General features: G+C 42.6%; 14 protein-coding genes. 9 read left to right on the top strand and 5 right to left on the bottom strand.

Annotated elements, in window-relative coordinates; translation table 11 throughout:
* Positions 1-136: 136 nt before the first annotated feature.
* Complete coding sequence (locus tag BK049_RS04310) at positions 137-517, top strand: terpene synthase (protein WP_071167908.1); 381 nt, start codon at positions 137-139, stop codon at positions 515-517.
* 249 nt (positions 518-766) lie between these two features.
* On the opposite strand, the gene BK049_RS04305 is transcribed toward BK049_RS04310, so the two are convergent.
* Positions 767-5,035: a multifunctional 2',3'-cyclic-nucleotide 2'-phosphodiesterase/3'-nucleotidase/5'-nucleotidase gene (locus tag BK049_RS04305; RefSeq protein ID WP_071167907.1), complete on the bottom strand. Its 4,269-nt coding sequence runs from the start codon at positions 5,033-5,035 to the stop codon at positions 767-769.
* Positions 5,036-5,289: 254 nt separating this feature from the next.
* On the opposite strand from BK049_RS04305, the gene BK049_RS04300 reads away from it, so the two are divergent.
* Positions 5,290-5,808, top strand: a complete 519-nt coding sequence (locus BK049_RS04300) for a type 1 glutamine amidotransferase domain-containing protein (RefSeq protein WP_008357704.1) — start codon at positions 5,290-5,292, stop codon at positions 5,806-5,808.
* 304 nt (positions 5,809-6,112) lie between these two features.
* On the opposite strand, the gene BK049_RS04295 is transcribed toward BK049_RS04300, so the two are convergent.
* Positions 6,113-6,331: a DUF1128 domain-containing protein gene (locus BK049_RS04295; RefSeq protein WP_071167906.1), complete on the bottom strand. Its 219-nt coding sequence runs from the start codon at positions 6,329-6,331 to the stop codon at positions 6,113-6,115.
* A 75-nt stretch (positions 6,332-6,406) separates the two neighbouring features.
* Positions 6,407-7,762, bottom strand: coding sequence for an alanine/glycine:cation symporter family protein (locus BK049_RS04290; RefSeq protein WP_071167905.1), 1,356 nt, complete (start codon positions 7,760-7,762; stop codon positions 6,407-6,409).
* A gap of 173 nt (positions 7,763-7,935) precedes the next feature.
* On the opposite strand from BK049_RS04290, the gene BK049_RS04285 reads away from it, so the two are divergent.
* From BK049_RS04285 to BK049_RS04265, 4 genes are all read left to right on the top strand, one after another.
* On the top strand, positions 7,936-8,406 hold the full coding sequence (locus BK049_RS04285) for a low molecular weight protein-tyrosine-phosphatase (RefSeq protein ID WP_008357709.1): 471 nt from the start codon (positions 7,936-7,938) through the stop codon (positions 8,404-8,406).
* Between the two features lie 20 nt (positions 8,407-8,426).
* Positions 8,427-8,759: a YtxH domain-containing protein gene (locus BK049_RS04280; protein WP_008357711.1), complete on the top strand. Its 333-nt coding sequence runs from the start codon at positions 8,427-8,429 to the stop codon at positions 8,757-8,759.
* 18 nt (positions 8,760-8,777) lie between these two features.
* Positions 8,778-9,596 carry a YihY/virulence factor BrkB family protein gene (locus BK049_RS04275; protein WP_071167904.1) on the top strand — a complete coding sequence of 273 codons (819 nt, stop codon included), beginning with the start codon at positions 8,778-8,780 and terminating at the stop codon, positions 9,594-9,596.
* Between the two features lie 288 nt (positions 9,597-9,884).
* A protein-coding gene (locus BK049_RS04265) for an IS3 family transposase (protein ID WP_145939387.1) occupies positions 9,885-11,038 on the top strand; the annotation gives its coding sequence in 2 pieces (ribosomal slippage) (positions 9,885-10,158 and positions 10,158-11,038; 1,155 coding nt in all).
* Between the two features lie 57 nt (positions 11,039-11,095).
* Here the strand turns inward: BK049_RS04265 and BK049_RS04260 are convergent.
* Entirely contained in the window at positions 11,096-11,605 is a 510-nt protein-coding gene (locus tag BK049_RS04260; RefSeq protein ID WP_008357716.1) for a GNAT family N-acetyltransferase, read from the bottom strand.
* A gap of 14 nt (positions 11,606-11,619) precedes the next feature.
* Positions 11,620-12,783, bottom strand: coding sequence for an MFS transporter (locus tag BK049_RS04255; RefSeq protein WP_008357718.1), 1,164 nt, complete (start codon positions 12,781-12,783; stop codon positions 11,620-11,622).
* A 75-nt stretch (positions 12,784-12,858) separates the two neighbouring features.
* Here BK049_RS04255 and BK049_RS04250 point away from each other — a divergent pair, with 75 nt between their 5' ends.
* From BK049_RS04250 to BK049_RS04240, 3 genes are all read left to right on the top strand, one after another.
* Entirely contained in the window at positions 12,859-13,236 is a 378-nt protein-coding gene (locus BK049_RS04250) for an OsmC family protein (protein WP_008357720.1), read from the top strand.
* Between the two features lie 65 nt (positions 13,237-13,301).
* Positions 13,302-14,369, top strand: coding sequence for a calcium/proton exchanger (cax, locus tag BK049_RS04245; RefSeq protein ID WP_071167903.1), 1,068 nt, complete (start codon positions 13,302-13,304; stop codon positions 14,367-14,369).
* Positions 14,370-14,436: 67 nt separating this feature from the next.
* Complete coding sequence (locus BK049_RS04240) at positions 14,437-15,219, top strand: YfkD famly protein (RefSeq protein ID WP_071167902.1); 783 nt, start codon at positions 14,437-14,439, stop codon at positions 15,217-15,219.
* Positions 15,220-15,304 lie beyond the last annotated feature (85 nt).

The following is a 15,304-nucleotide window of genomic DNA, read 5'->3' as shown; positions in this document are numbered from 1 at the left end:
CAGAGCCTAGGCTCTGTCTATTTCTGGTTTTAGAGATACAAGGGGAATAAACAATGACAAGATCAAAACCACAGGAGGAAAAATGATCAGACTGAATAGATCACTCAAATGACGGGATTTAGAAATTTTTAGCGTCATGAAGGATCACATGATTTTATGTTACGTCATCCTTGAAGATACGCGAAAACCGTTTACGGAAGAAGATAGAAAATTAGAGCCGTTATGTTATATGGATGAAGAAGACATTCAAGCGATTTTGAATGTGTTTCATCTTTCAATTATTAGTGATGAACCTTTAAATAAAGAGGATTTAACTCTTGTCCAATCGTACTTTGCTGACTTTGTGAACAATACGAGCTTAACGAATTTTATTACGAGAGAATATGTTCAAGCGAATTTATATGCCGTCGATGATGAAGATGACATCACTTTCTTTAATAGAATGCTGCGGCATATCGGATCAGATGATGTGAAAGAATTTGACGATCGCAATTGGATTTATTTATCCCAGGATTGATGTTGAAATAAATAAAGGACAGAGCCGCTGCTCTGTCCTTTCAGCGTGTAGACAAACCCTCGCATTCTTTGTCAGTCCTGCGTGCCGGTGCTCACGAATCTTAAATTCGCTCCGCGCCGGTACTCGTCCTTCCTAGACTGCAAAGGTTTTCAGGTCACGCTGAAAAGAAGACAAAGGGCTAAAATCAAGATCATTTTAGCCCTTTGTCAATAATCTAAAAGGACAGAGCCGCTACTCTGTCCTTTTCTTTTAAGATGACATGTTGTTTCGTGTGCGCTTGCGCTGGTAGTAATAAAGAATACCGCCTGAGGCAAGCATGAGCAAGCCAATTAATACAGTTGTATACATCATTGTCGCGGTATTTGGCAGTATGCCTCCTGGCAGGCCGCTTCCATCTTGACTTGGATCTGATCCGTCTGGAGCAGACGTTCCGGTTTGGTCTGGGACCGCTCCAGCTGCTTCGCTTTGATTGAGTACGGTGTATTCACTAAAGTGTGTGGTTTCACCTGTGACGACCCCATTTTCGAATGAACCATTACTTGTTTTGGCGTAACGATTTTTCTTGCGATCTACATAATAAACACCTGGTTTCTTCGCTTTTTCAGGCGCGTCTAATGTAAAGGAAAGTGTGACAGGATCTTTAAAGGTAGAGACACTTTTTTGATCTTGTTTGATTTGGAAATCATATGTGTCGGTTAGTGCATTTTTCACTTTATTTGTTTTCTTCATCCAGATATCCGCACTTTCCTCTGATAAATTGGAGAGCGGTAATTCCAGTCCGACTTTGTCATGATAGATGGTGACGTTTGGATCTTGTTCACGTTTCTTCAGTTCGGCTACTTGCGCTTTTGATAGAGACAATTGAACATTTTTTGCTTTGGCTGCTTTGTCTAAATAGAGCAATGCTTTATTTGTATGCTGGACATACGTTTGGAACTTTTCATCATCTTGAATGTCATAGGCGCCTTTTCCTTTCAAGTGAGGAAGAAACACTTCTTTCACTCGATGGTCGATGACAGGAGAAATATGACCGTCTGCCTGTTCAATTTGCTCCTTGAAAATCTCGTAGTCAACATAGCCTAAGTCTTCTCCATGAGAGGCTTCTGTAAAGACGCTGTAGCCATCACCGCCTGTGCCGACAAATGCGTTAGTCGCTACGCGGTATGTTTTCTGTTCATCAATGTCAGTCAGATTGCCATTTTGATCTTTCAATTTGACATCAATCAGTCTGCTACCAGCTGGTCTACTAAGTGTAAACGTATATTCAATACCGGCTACATGAGGGAATGCACCGCCGCCCTCTTCAATGCCTGAAAGCCCTTGTTCAAGCGCTTTTTTAATTTGACTGCCTTTTAAATCTGCGACATAAAGTGTGTTTCCAAAAGGCATCACCGTTAAAATATCACCTAATGTGATATCTCCTTTTTCAATGCTGCCTCGAATACCGCCGCCGTTTGTTATGGCAAGGTCAGCCCCGGCAGATTCTTGTGCTTTCTTTAGCATGCCATCTGCAATAAAGTTTCCAAGGTTCGTTTCCTTTGCACGGACGTGTTCACGCTGTCCATCTAAGAAGACGCTTGACGTCCCAACTTTTTCAGTTTTCAAATCTTGGATATCTGCCTTGTACTGATCAAGAATCGCTTTTGCGTCCGCATCTTCTTTCACAGAGTCGTCGATCGTGATGAGGTCAAAAGAAGATTCTTTTGGCTGTACGACGCCTTTTTTGTCAAAGGCCACGTCTACTTTTCCTAAAAATTGTCCGTAGTCTTTTACTTGCGCAACAATCGTTGGTTCTTTTTTATTGATGACCTTTAATTTTTCAACAAGGGTGTGGGTGTGACCACCAATGATTAAATCAATCCCGTCTACTTTTTTGGCTAACTCAAGATCACGGTTATAGCCGATGTGTGTTAACGCAATGATTTTATTGATTTTTTCTTCTGTTTGAATGGTGTTGACTGTTTCTTTTGCTTTCTTGTATGCATCTTGAAATTGAATGTTAGGACCACTGCTGGATGTAATGGCCGTGTCTTCAGTGGTTAAACCGAATAAAGCCACTTTTTCGCCATTTACATCAAGCAGAATGTAAGGGTAAATCCCGGCTTCTTTTTTCTCGCCAGCTTTGAATGTTGTTGGTTTTTTCACTAAGCTGCTTAACTGTTTTTCCTTAGAGACATCAACGTTTGATGACACAATTGGGAAGTTAGGTTTTTCAAATTGATGACGATTTTTAGCATCTACACTGGATGCATCACCTGTCAGGAATTGACGAAGGACAGATGGACCTTTGTCAAACTCATGATTCCCAAACGTCATAGCATCGTATTTCATCAAGTTCATCAGCTTTAAATCGGCAAGTCCTTGCCATTTTGTGAAATAGAGATCACCAGAGAAGACATCTCCAGCGTCTAATAAAATATTGTTTTCGCTTTGGGCGCGAACTTCTTTGATCTTGGTTGCGCGTCTGGCTGCATCATCCAGATGGGCATGTGTATCGTTTGTATGCATCACCGTTAAATGCCAATTGTCTGTTGCAGGTGGTTCTGTTGTACCATCATCTTTAAACGCTAGCTTGTACACGCCCAGTCCGTCTGTGCTGGCATTCCGAATAAAGTCGACGCTGCTTGATTTCTCTGCGAACGGTTTTGCAAGTAGAGAAGATTCAAAGGTGACTGTTGTGCCTTTTACTGGTGCAATGGACCAGTTTTGATCTGCGCTTGGGTTAATGGTTTTTTGTTCAATAATATAATCCATCAGCACTTGGCGGTTCTCATCTGCTGAGGCAAGCACGACTTTATCTTGTGTGAGGTGCGGGAAGCCTCCGCCGCCAGATGCACGGTAGTTGTTTGTCACGACTAAAAATTCTTGATTGTCAGAGACAGGCTTTCCGTTGTAAGACAAATTTTTGATGCGGTTCGCATCGGCATTGATCAGTGTGCCTGTTGTGCTGTATTTAGCAGGCTGTGTGACATCCACTTGGTACGTCACACCATCGATCACATCAAAGTTATACGAGCGATATTCTTCGTTTAAAATAGGCTGTTCATTAGATGTATTTGGTTTGATTTGGTTAAATTGGCCGGCAGACATCTCTAGCCAGTCTTTCACTTCACTGCCTTTTAGTTTCACAATTTGTACAGTGTTATCGTAAAGGTAGAGATCGCCAATGTTTTTAATTGCTAAATCACCTTTTGCGATATTTGTATAATAGTTTACACCGTTGCGGCCGCCGGCTTTAAATGGCGCACCCGCAGATAAAATCGGTAAGTTTTTGTATGAAGTATCCTTCATTTTTTCTTGGGCATACCATTTTTGTGCATCTGTCACGATTTGAATAGAAGGGTCATCCATGACTTGAGCAAAAAAGCTGTTAATGTCTGCTTCTGTTTTTCCAACAGGCTTTCTGACGTAATCCAGCGTATTTTGGTGAGTCGTTTGAATGGCATCTTTCACAGTGCTGTTTTGAGATGTCACTCCGGCAACAGATTCGATCTTGCCTGTTCCGTCTGTGACCTTCCAGTTGCTGCCGTCTGGCTCTAGTGTTAAATCAATGACGCCAAGGTAACTTCCCCAGTTTTTTGACATGACGACAGGAATGCCGTTAATGGTTCCCTTTGAGACATCAAATTTGTCTACGCCGCTATATTCAGCGCTTGGGAATGTGCCGTGCTGGTGGCCAGACACAATCGCATCAATGCCTGATGTTTTTGTAGCAAGGTCAAAGATCATATTTTCTGATCCTTTAGGTGAAGCTGTTTTTTCAATTCCTGTATGAGCAAGAGCGACGATGACATCTGCGCCTTTTGCTTTCATTTCTGGAATGGTTTCATTGGCAGACTCCACAATATCCTGCACTTGAACTTGTCCATCTAAATGCTTCTTATCCCACGTCATAATTTGTGGTGGTACGAATCCTATGTAACCGACTTTCACAGTTTGGGAGGCTCCGTTTGCATCTTTAAAGGTTTTATCCTGAATGACATAAGGAGTAAATCGGTGTTCTCCGTTTAACTTTTTGACGTTCGCATTGACAATTGGGAAGTTGGCGCCCGCAATGGTACCGTCAAGAAAAGATAAACCGTAGTTAAATTCATGATTGCCGAGTGTACCTGCATCATATTTTAATTTGTTGAGTGTATGAATAATGGGGTGAACCTTTGTTTGATTGATGATGCTGTCTTTTTCATTTTTATAAACGTATTCTCCAAGAGGTGTTCCTTGAATCAGGTCTCCGTTATCAACAAGGAGTGTATTGGGATTTTGTGAACGGTGCCTTTCAATCAGCTCGGCTGTCTTCGCCAAACCAAATTCATTTGTTTCTTTGTCGCTGTAGTAATCGTAATTCATCATGTTCGCATGAACATCCGTTGTGGCTAAGATACTGACCTTTACGGCGCTGCCGCTTTCTGTTTCTGCATGAGTAGGTACTGCTGGGAGAATGAGACTAATCATCATCATGGAAGTGAGCAGAATAGACAAGTTTTTCCTTCGTTTAGACCTATGTGCTTGCTTCTTCACCTGATCTCCGCCTTTCTAATTTTTTTGACCACAATACCTATTGTAGAAATGTTTCGTTCACTTTTGTAGTTATTTTTTGCAGATTATTGTAAAGATAACATAAATCATACGAATTACCTTGTTAAGGGAATGTGAATGAGTCTAAATACTTATTTTTGTCATGAGGGGTTTTCTGATAGGGATAGGATGTTTGATCTTACTGCGCCGGGGTATAGTGTGTAGTGTAAACGATAATCAAGCAGGAGGGTTTCTACATGGGTAAGAAAATTGCAGTTGTATTAACAGATTACTTTGAGGATGTTGAATTCACCGAGCCTGCAAAAGCCTTTAAAGACGCAGGTCATGAGATCACAGTGATTGAAAATGAAAAAGGTAAAACAGTAAAAGGGAAGCAAGGAGAGGCAGAAGTGAGAGTGGATGCGTCTATTGATCACGTGAAGCCAGAAGACTTCGATGCACTTCTCATTCCTGGCGGATTCTCACCTGACATTCTGCGTGCAGATGACCGCTACGTGCAATTCACAAAAGCCTTTATGGACGAGAAAAAACCAGTATTTGCGATCTGTCATGGACCGCAATTGCTCATTACAGCGAAGACGCTGGAAGGAAGAGGCGCGACCGGCTATACATCCATTCAAGTGGATATGGAAAACGCAGGCGCGAAATTCAAAGACGAAGAAGTCGTCGTTTGTCAGGATCAGCTTGTGACAAGCCGCACACCAGACGACATTCCAGCATTTAACCGTGAAGCATTAAAACTGCTTGCGAAATAAGCGGCAGTTGTGACAGCATAAAAAAAGTCAGCACTTTTAACGGTGCTGACTCAGCGTGTAGACAAACCCTCGCATTCGTTGTCAGTCCTGCGTGCCGGTGCTCACGAATGTCAAATTCGCTCCGCGCCGGTACTCGTTCTTCCTAGACTGCAAAGGTTTTCTATCACGCTGAAAAGAAGACAAAGGGCTAAAATAAAGTTCATTTTAGCCCTTTGTCAACAATCTGAGTCAGCACTTTTACGGTGCTGACTTTTTCTGCGCATCATTCAAGATCATCTCGACATGCGCGGCAATTCTTTTTCCATTATGATTTTCTTAAGCTTTTCAGCTCGCTTGCAATGGCCTGCATTTCACTTGGGCTGAATGAAGATTTTTTCATCACCATTTGGTGAAGGAATTCAATATCTTCATACTTATCTGGACTGAAGTCCTCGGCTTTGATGACTCCAATGTTCAGCATGTTTAGCTTTTGCGATATGTTTTCAATCAGCTGATTGACTTCAGCCGCTTTTGGCTGTGACAAGGGCGGCACGTCCTTTCCTGCATGTGTCGAATAATATGTCTATTTTAACAGAAATGCAAAAGAATAAAAGGGCTATTAAGAGGAGACTGAAATGTTTTTCTCCTTTTTCTCCTGCTTGATCTTATCAATGATTCGTTTGGATTCAAATACGACCACGCCTGATAAACCGATGAGGCCAATCAAGTTTGGAATAGCCATCAGCCCATTGAGCATATCTGCCAAGCCCCAGACAAAGTCATTTTTAAACACAGCGCCAAAAAAGACGGCGATGACAAATAGAATCCGGTAATACATCACGTGCGAGTCTTTGACTAAGTATGTAAAGCATTTCTCCCCATAATACGACCAGCCGATGATGGTGGAGTATGCAAACAACAATAAGCCGATGGCGACAATAATTGAACCAATTGGACCGAGGAAATAAGAAAAGGAAACGGAAGTGAGTGCATCACTGCTCCCTGATTGATACATGTTTGCCATCACAATCGTAATCCCGGTAATAGAACAAACAATCATTGTGTCAATGAAGACCTGTGTCATCGACACAAGGGCTTGGCGAGCAGGCATATCGGTTTTGGCAGCAGCTGCAGCAATAGGAGACGATCCAAGACCTGCTTCATTTGAAAATACGCCTCGTGCCACACCCCAGCGGATCACCGTTCCGATGGCACCGCCAGCAACGGCTTGACCTGTAAAGGCATCAGAGAAAATGAGCCCGACGGCACTTGGGACTAGATCTGCATTCATAACAAGAATGATCAGCCCGCAAATGACGTAGAATAAAGCCATGACGGGTACAAAAATAGACGTCACACGGCCGATACTTTTAATCCCGCCTAAAATCACGAGTGCCGTAAAGGCGGTAATGATGATCCCTGTCACCCATGTCGGGATGTGAAACGTTGAATACATGACCCCTGAGATGGAGTTAGACTGCACGAGGTTCCCAATCCCAAAGGCAGCACTAGCGCCAAACACAGCAAACAGCACCCCAAGCCATTTTTGCTTTAAACCATGCTCCAAATAGTACATAGGTCCGCCAGACATTTCACCTTTTTCATTTTTTACGCGGTATCTGACTGCAAGAACAGCTTCAGCATATTTTGTCGCCATTCCAAAGAACGCTGCAAACCACATCCAAAAGACAGCGCCTGGTCCGCCGGCAATGACAGCAGAGGCGACCCCCACAATATTTCCCGTTCCAACCGTAGCAGCAAGAGCTGTCATTAATGCTTGGAAGTGAGAAATATCACCTTCTGAAGTCTTATCCTGCTTTGAAAATGCAAGCTTAAGCGAATAGGGGAGCAGCCTAATTTGAATAAAAAGCACGCGAAAGGTAAGGTAAATCCCTGTTCCCACAATGAAAAGCAAAAGCGGCGGTCCCCATAATACATCATTAATCCTGCTGACAAACTGTTCAACCCATCCCATAAGTATCCCCCTTTTTTTGTGCAATTCTCCTAAAGTGTCACCTTTTTTTGTATAATGTGTCAATGCCGATGGGAGTTTTTCTTGCAAAGTTTCCAAAAGAAAAAGAGCTTGATATGATAGAGAAAAGGTTTTCGAAAGGGACTCTTAGGGAAAAGATAGGAGGAGAATGAAGGATGATTCATGTATTATTCGTATGCCTCGGCAATATATGCAGGTCACCGATGGCAGAAGCGATGTTTAGAAAACGAGTAGAAGACGAAGGACTGAGTGAGCACTTTGTCATTGATTCAGCAGGCATTGGCGGCTGGCATCAAGGCAGTCCTCCGCATGAAGGAACACGAAAGCTGCTGGATGAAAAAGGCATCAGCTATGAAGGAATGACCGCAAGACAAATCAGGGATGAGGACATCACCACATATGACTATATCATTGCGATGGATGCTGAAAATGTAGGGGCTCTCCGCAGTATAGCCGGCTATGGAAAACATCACTTCATTGGCCGTCTTCTTGATTTTGTAGAAGACGACGATCGAGATGATGTACCAGATCCTTATTACACTGGGAACTTTGAGGAAGTACATGATTTAATTGAGACAGGAATTGATCGATTTTTGACGTATGTAAAAAAAGAGAAACACCTTTAACTGAAAGGAGATCAGATGAGATGGAAGAGAATAATCAACTCATGCTTCGAGGAGCCGTCATAGGCGCAGCCTGTGGCATATTGCTGACATTGTTTCATCGGCCAACAAGGGTTGCACTGAAAGAGAAATGGAATGACTGCCAGCAAAAGCTGGATGAATACCGCCAGGAGCCAGGCAAAATGTCTGCTTGCGTGAAAGAAAAAATGGAAGAAACGAAGCAGCTGATGAGAACGGTCTCAGATGATTTATCATTTTTAAATGAACAGGTCAATCAGTTAAAGGAAACAACCCCAAAAGTATTAGAGATTATTGAAGAAACAAAGGATCACTTTCGAACGAAACAGAAAGACTGATCATTGGAGATGAGACGTATGGGTTTTGTTAAAGCGTTAATTGAACGCTTTTTGCTGCATGAAGGACCGGCAAAATCAGCTGAGCTTGCGTACTTCTTTTTGCTTTCATTATTTCCGTTTCTCATCTTCGTGCTGACGCTTGTTGGCTATTTGCCGCTGACGTCAAAGGATGTCTTAAGCGTGATTTCTGGTTATGCGCCAGAGGGAGCGCTTTCGATGATTGAATCCATTGCCGAACAGACGCTGAACAACCGTAACGGGGGATTATTATCTTTTGGGATTATTGCCGCCTTATGGTCTGCATCCAACGGCATTAATGCGGTTGTTAGAGCATTTAACCACGCATACGAAGTTGAGGAAAATCGTTCCTTCATTCTCGTACGTTTAACATCAATCATCTTAACCATTGCGATGGTTCTTACGATTATTTTCGCCTTAATGCTGCCTGTCTTTGGAAAAGAGCTTGGCTTATTTCTCGCCAAATTAGTCGGACAGTCCGATGCGTTTCTGACCATTTGGACAGCGATGAGGTGGATTATTAGTCCACTGATTTTACTGATTGTTTTTACATCCCTATATTATTTTGCCCCTAACATCAGGCTGAAATTGAAATTTGTGCTGCCGGGCGCCATATTCGCATCTGTTGGCTGGATTCTCGTCAGCATGCTGTTCTCATTTTATGTAGGCGAATTTGCCAACTATAGTGCGATGTACGGAAGCATTGGGGGAATCATTATCTTAATGATCTGGTTTTATTTAACCGGCATCATGATTATCCTCGGAGGCGAGCTCAATGCGCTTTTACATAAGCGTAAAATCATGCCAGGCAAGCTGTAAAGAAAACAGGGCATCCTAAAGAAGAACGAACGTGTTCAATCTTGACGGATGGGGGAATCACATATGTCCAAACAATCGAAAAAAGGCGGAAGCAACACAAAACAAAACAAAGGCCATCAGCCAAAGCACAAAACAAGCGGAAGTGCGAATGGGCAAAATGGGTATCATTAGGTGAAAAACTCCTCTGCATAGGGGTACTGACCCCATCAGATGAGACAAATAAAAAACACCTTCAAGTTTGAAAATGGATCGTTGTGATCCGAAATAAAACATGGAGGTGTTTTTTCTATGGGGACAAGAGTGAGTTATCCGGTTGAAGTCAAACAGAAGGCTGTAGAAATGAGATTGGCAGGCGTACCTATGAAAGAGATTATGCAAAAATTGAATATCAAGAATAAGACGCAGGTTCAGACATGGGTGAGGTGGCATAAGGCTGGGGATACACACCGGTTTGAACAGCCTGTTGGAAAACAATATACCTATGGAAAGGGTCCTGAGTACTCTTCCGAATTAGAGAGACTTCAGGCAGAAAATCGCTATTTGAGTCAACAGAATGAAGTTTTAAAAAAGTACAACGAATTGGAAAGGAAGTTGATAAGGAAACGGCAATCAAACTGGTAGAAGAATTGTGCGAAACGATGACGATACAGGACACCTGTTTCCATTTAGGTATCTCACGCACTTCGTACTATAGATGGAAAAAGGATCTGACTCAGAATCACTCTAAAAGACAACTAGAGAAACAGGTCGGCACGTTGTGCCGAGAGCACAAGTATCGATATGGTTATCGAAAAATCACCGCCATACTAAAAATGAGCATGCGTATTAACCATAAAACTGTTCAACGTATCATGCAGAAAAACCAGTGGCAGTGCCGAGTTAAAATGAAAAAGCGTAAGAAGAATGGGCAGCCCTATGCCGTGGCTGGTAATATACTGGATCGGAACTTTCAGTCTGATCGCCCTCTTGAAAAACTAGTAACGGACATCACGTATTTGCCTTATGGACAGAAACAATTGTACCTTTCCAGTATATTGGATTTATATAATGGAGAAGTGATTGCTTTTAATATTGGTGATAAGCAGGACACAGACTTTATCTTAAACACACTTAATCAGCTCCCATCACTGCCTGAGAATTGCGTGTTACATAGCGACCAAGGTTCTGTGTATACATCTTACGAGTATCAGAAAGCTGTTCATAAGAAAGGCATTACCATGAGCATGTCCCGTAAAGGGACGCCCGCTGATAATGCCTCCATCGAATCGTTTCATTCCTCACTAAAGTCTGAAACGTTCTATCTTAACAGGATTGATCGAACTACGAACACCATTGTAGAACGCACTGTCAAAGAATACATTTATTATTATAACAACATTCGTATTCAAACGAAACTAAACAACCAATCACCGATAAACTATCGGCAACTGGCTGTTTCGTAAAGGTGTTTTGATCCCTGTCTCAAAAACGGGGGTCAGTCCCTAGGTGCAGGGGAGTTTTTAATGATTCAATATCCGTATATAACGTTTCAGGAGAAAAGTTGCATCAGGCTTTGGCTGATAGTTTGGATCGAGCTGAAAGCCTGCTTTCATCGCAACACGTTCACTTCTGACATGCCCAACAGGACAAAAGATTTCAAATCCATCGACTTCAGGAGCAAAGGCATCTGTCATAAATTTCACTGTTTTGGTCACAATACCTTGCCCTTGCGCATCTTCACCAATCCAATACCCAATATTGCCTATCGGATGCTGAAACGTCATGCGGAATACACCGATTAATCGATCGTTTAATACGATACCCGCTTCTATATCTTTTTTTTCAGCATAGGCAGTGCGGGCAGATTGAATAAATGATTGAACATCTTCTATGCGATGACAGTGATTCACCCATGGTAGCCACTCTCCCAAGTGATCTTTATTCTGCTGGATAAGTGCAAATAATGCCTCTGCATCCGCTACTTGTAAACACGCCAATTTTAAGTCATCTGAAATGTTAAATGTAAACAAAATAGATCCTCCATTTAGTTACTTTCAACCACTGCCAGCGTCTTCCCAAATCGAACACAGCAAAACACAAATAAAATAACGATACTGACAAGATAGAGTAAATTCATTCCCTCGAACGTCTGCACAAAGAATCCACCAAGAACCGGGCCAAGAATACTCCCTGCACTAAATGCCATCCCGCACATCAAATTTCCTGCAGGAAGCAGATGCTTTGGCAATAGGTCGGTCATATAACTGATGCCGAGTGAGAAAGTAGAGCCTACAGCCATACCGGCGATAAAGAAACAGATCGCAACAGCCAAAACGGACTGAATGAAAATCCCTGCCAAAAGGAAAAAGAATGAGCCAGCGAGTGTCACGACTAAAATCATGCGGCGTCTGCCGAACCGGTCGCTCAGCATACCGAGAGGAAGCTGAAAAACAATACTCCCAATCGCAAACGCAGGTAAAATAAATGCAACAGCATCTATCGTCACCCCGCTTCTTAGCGCATACACAGGGAAATTACTATTGAGCGTCGTTTCTAAAAAGCCGTAGCAAAACGGCATCATAAACGCTACCCAGCCAAATTGAAAGGCCTTTTTAAAGCGCTTTAGGCTATTTGTCTGCTCTGACGTCTGCATGTCGCCTGTATCTGGATACGTATTTTTTAAAACAAATACAAGCAGCCAAATACATAAACTAACGGCTCCTGTCACAATAAAAGGCAGGGAGGGATTGATCTCAATGAGCGGCGTTAAAAAAGGACCAGCGGCAAAACCGAGTCCAAAGGATAACCCGTACAATGAAATATTCCGTCCGCGATTACTAGAAGACGATGCATAGGTGACCCACGTTTGTGTGGAGAAATGAAGCATATGATCACCGATGCCAATCATGAGCCGCAAGAAGAACCAGACGACATAGGATTCAAAAAAGACAAAGCTAAACAAGCTTAAAAAGACAGCAGCGCCTCCAATGACGATCAATGGCTTAAACCCAAACCGGCGAAGTGGCGCTTCCATAAAAGGAGACGCAAGCAGCACGCCAAGATATAAGCCTGTGGCATGCAGTCCGTTTAACGTAGGGGAAGTGCCGGCATGTTCGAAAATAATCGAAATAACAGGCAATAACGCCCCCTGCGAAAAACCAGAAACGGATACAAGTAAAATTAAAATCATAAAATGAATTCTCGACATCAGAAGCTCCTTACAAGTTCATGCTTTCATCGTACAATGTAACCATAGGGGTTTCAATAGAAAGGTGGAAAAGGAATGAAGCTGACATATGAAAATGATCGCTGGATCGCAAATGCTGATTATGGACTGCTGCATATTTCAGGAAATAAAGAAGCGGGATACCGGCCGCATCAATTGTTTACCTCAGCCATTGCTGGATGCTTTGGAGAAATGTTCATTCATGTATGCCGGAAAAAACGAATATCTTATCAAAGGCTGACTATCGTACCTGAAACGACAAGAGAAGGGACTGTCAACAACATCACCCGCATTCACTTACATATGATTTTAGAAAGCATCAATACATCTGATGAACAGCTGGAAAAAGGAATGAAGCTTGCGTTGAAGCATTGTTCCATGGTGCAATCCGTCAAAGGAAGTATCGACATCACCCTTTCACACGAGCGAATCTAAATGTATATGATGCCGGCACTCACGAAAGAATAACAGTCAGATATGATGTAAAGGAGATTGGCTGTATGAATCGTTTGTTTCTAGTGATTGTCGCAATCGGTGTTCCATTATCTGTGATTGGCAGTTTTCTTCATTTCCCGCAGGCTGTCATGTTCGCCGTCTATTGTATCGCCATCATCGGTCTTGCAAGTTATATGGGAAGAGCGACAGAGAGTCTTGCCATTATAGCGGGACCAAGAATTGGCGGTTTGTTAAACGCTACTTTTGGAAATGCAGTGGAATTAATCATTTCATTTTTTGCATTAAAACAAGGACTCACTGCCATTGTCCTTGCTTCACTCACTGGCTCAGTGATTGGCAATTTACTGCTCGTGGCTGGACTGTCTTTTTTCGTTGGCGGATTGAAATTTAAACGACAAGAGTTCAACGTCCACGATGCAAGGCATAACTCTGGGCTGCTTATGTTTGCGATTATTGTGGCATTTGTCATTCCAGAAGTCTTTTCCATGGGGATGGCAGAAGATCGTCAATTTGTTTTAAGTATCGGCATTAGCATCGTGATGATTTTGCTTTATGTCGCAGCACTCTATTTCAAACTGGTCAGCCACAGAGGTGTTTATGTTGCCAAGCAGGAAATTGCGGAAGGGGAAGCAGCGACGGAAGAAGAAACACCAGAATGGTCGGGGAAGTTTGCCACGGCGATTTTACTCCTTGCGACAATTGCTGTGGCGTATATTTCAGAGCGGCTCGTCCATACATTTGACACAGTCGGAGAACAGTTTGGCTGGAGTGAACTATTTATCGGGGTCATCATTGTTGCGATTGTCGGTAATGCAGCAGAACACGCTTCTGCCATCATCATGGCGTATAAAAACAAAATGGATGTCGCGGTCGAAATTGCTTTCGGTTCCACGCTTCAAGTTGCCATGATGGTCGCACCGATCCTTGTGATCAGCTCTCTTTTTTTTGAAAAGCAAATGCCGCTGATCTTCTCATTACCAGAGCTTATTGCGATGGCATCCTCTGTTTTACTGACGGTCATCCTATCGAATGATGGGGATACGAACTGGTTTGAAGGCGCCACATTACTTGCTGCCTATTTCATTATGGCGATTGGATTTTTCCTTTTATAATCTTTTGTGGATAAGGGACGTTTTTCGGGAAAATACTATGGAAAAATGAATGAGAAAGAGTGATGATATGAAAAAGATGCCCCGCATCATGTTTGTTGTTCTCTTATCCTTAAGTTTTCTATACAGCTTTCCAGCCGAGGCAGCAAAGCCGTTTAAGGTGCCATCGTCTGTCGCCAGTATCTCAAAGGAAAATACGTATCCAAATGCGTCACAAGATCAACCGCTGCTACAGCCGAGCGAGCTGACGGCCGAATTATTTAAAACAACAAGTGTACCAATTGAAAATACACATTTAATTAAAATGCTGAATGAATCCAGTATCTCAGGTACACCGCTAGCAGTTGGCTACAGGGCAACGATTTTTCTTGGAAGATGGGCACTCAGCTATGATTCAAACGAAACCGTCGCCAATTGGGAATACAAAAAAGTGAACACGAATCACATTGATAATAGAGGCGGAAACAAAACAGCCATCGGCAAATATGTGCAAAAACAACAAATAAAAGTAAGTGGAGGGCTCACAGCAAAAGTACCAAACCCAGAAGATGTGAAAACATTGATGATGCAAAAAGCCATCCAAAAAACAAAACTTCCGCTCGCCTTCGACACAGTGATTGGTGCAGGAACAAAGCGAGATCAGTCCTACCACGTATCTCCGAAAAAAGCAGCATCCCTGCATGCATACGCTCCAGCCATTAACGAAAAAGGAAAGGTTACTTACGGAGAAGTGTATCTTGTGCTCAAGGGAAATAAACGCAAACTTGTCGTGAAAAATGTGACATCACAAGGAATCGGCGCTTGGATTCCTGTTCAGGATCACCTGACGTTTGGGTTTCAAGGGATGAATTAAAAACAGTCATCTCCTCTTACCAAGGGGAGATGACTGTTTTTTGATTAAGATGTCCTATCTTTTTTCTTTTTCATTTCATGAATGT

It is taken from the genome of Bacillus xiamenensis (assembly GCF_001857925.1).
Classification (GTDB): domain Bacteria; phylum Bacillota; class Bacilli; order Bacillales; family Bacillaceae; genus Bacillus; species Bacillus xiamenensis.
The sequence above is the reverse complement of the archived record's forward strand: the minus strand, read 5'-3'. Positions and strand labels throughout refer to the sequence as shown.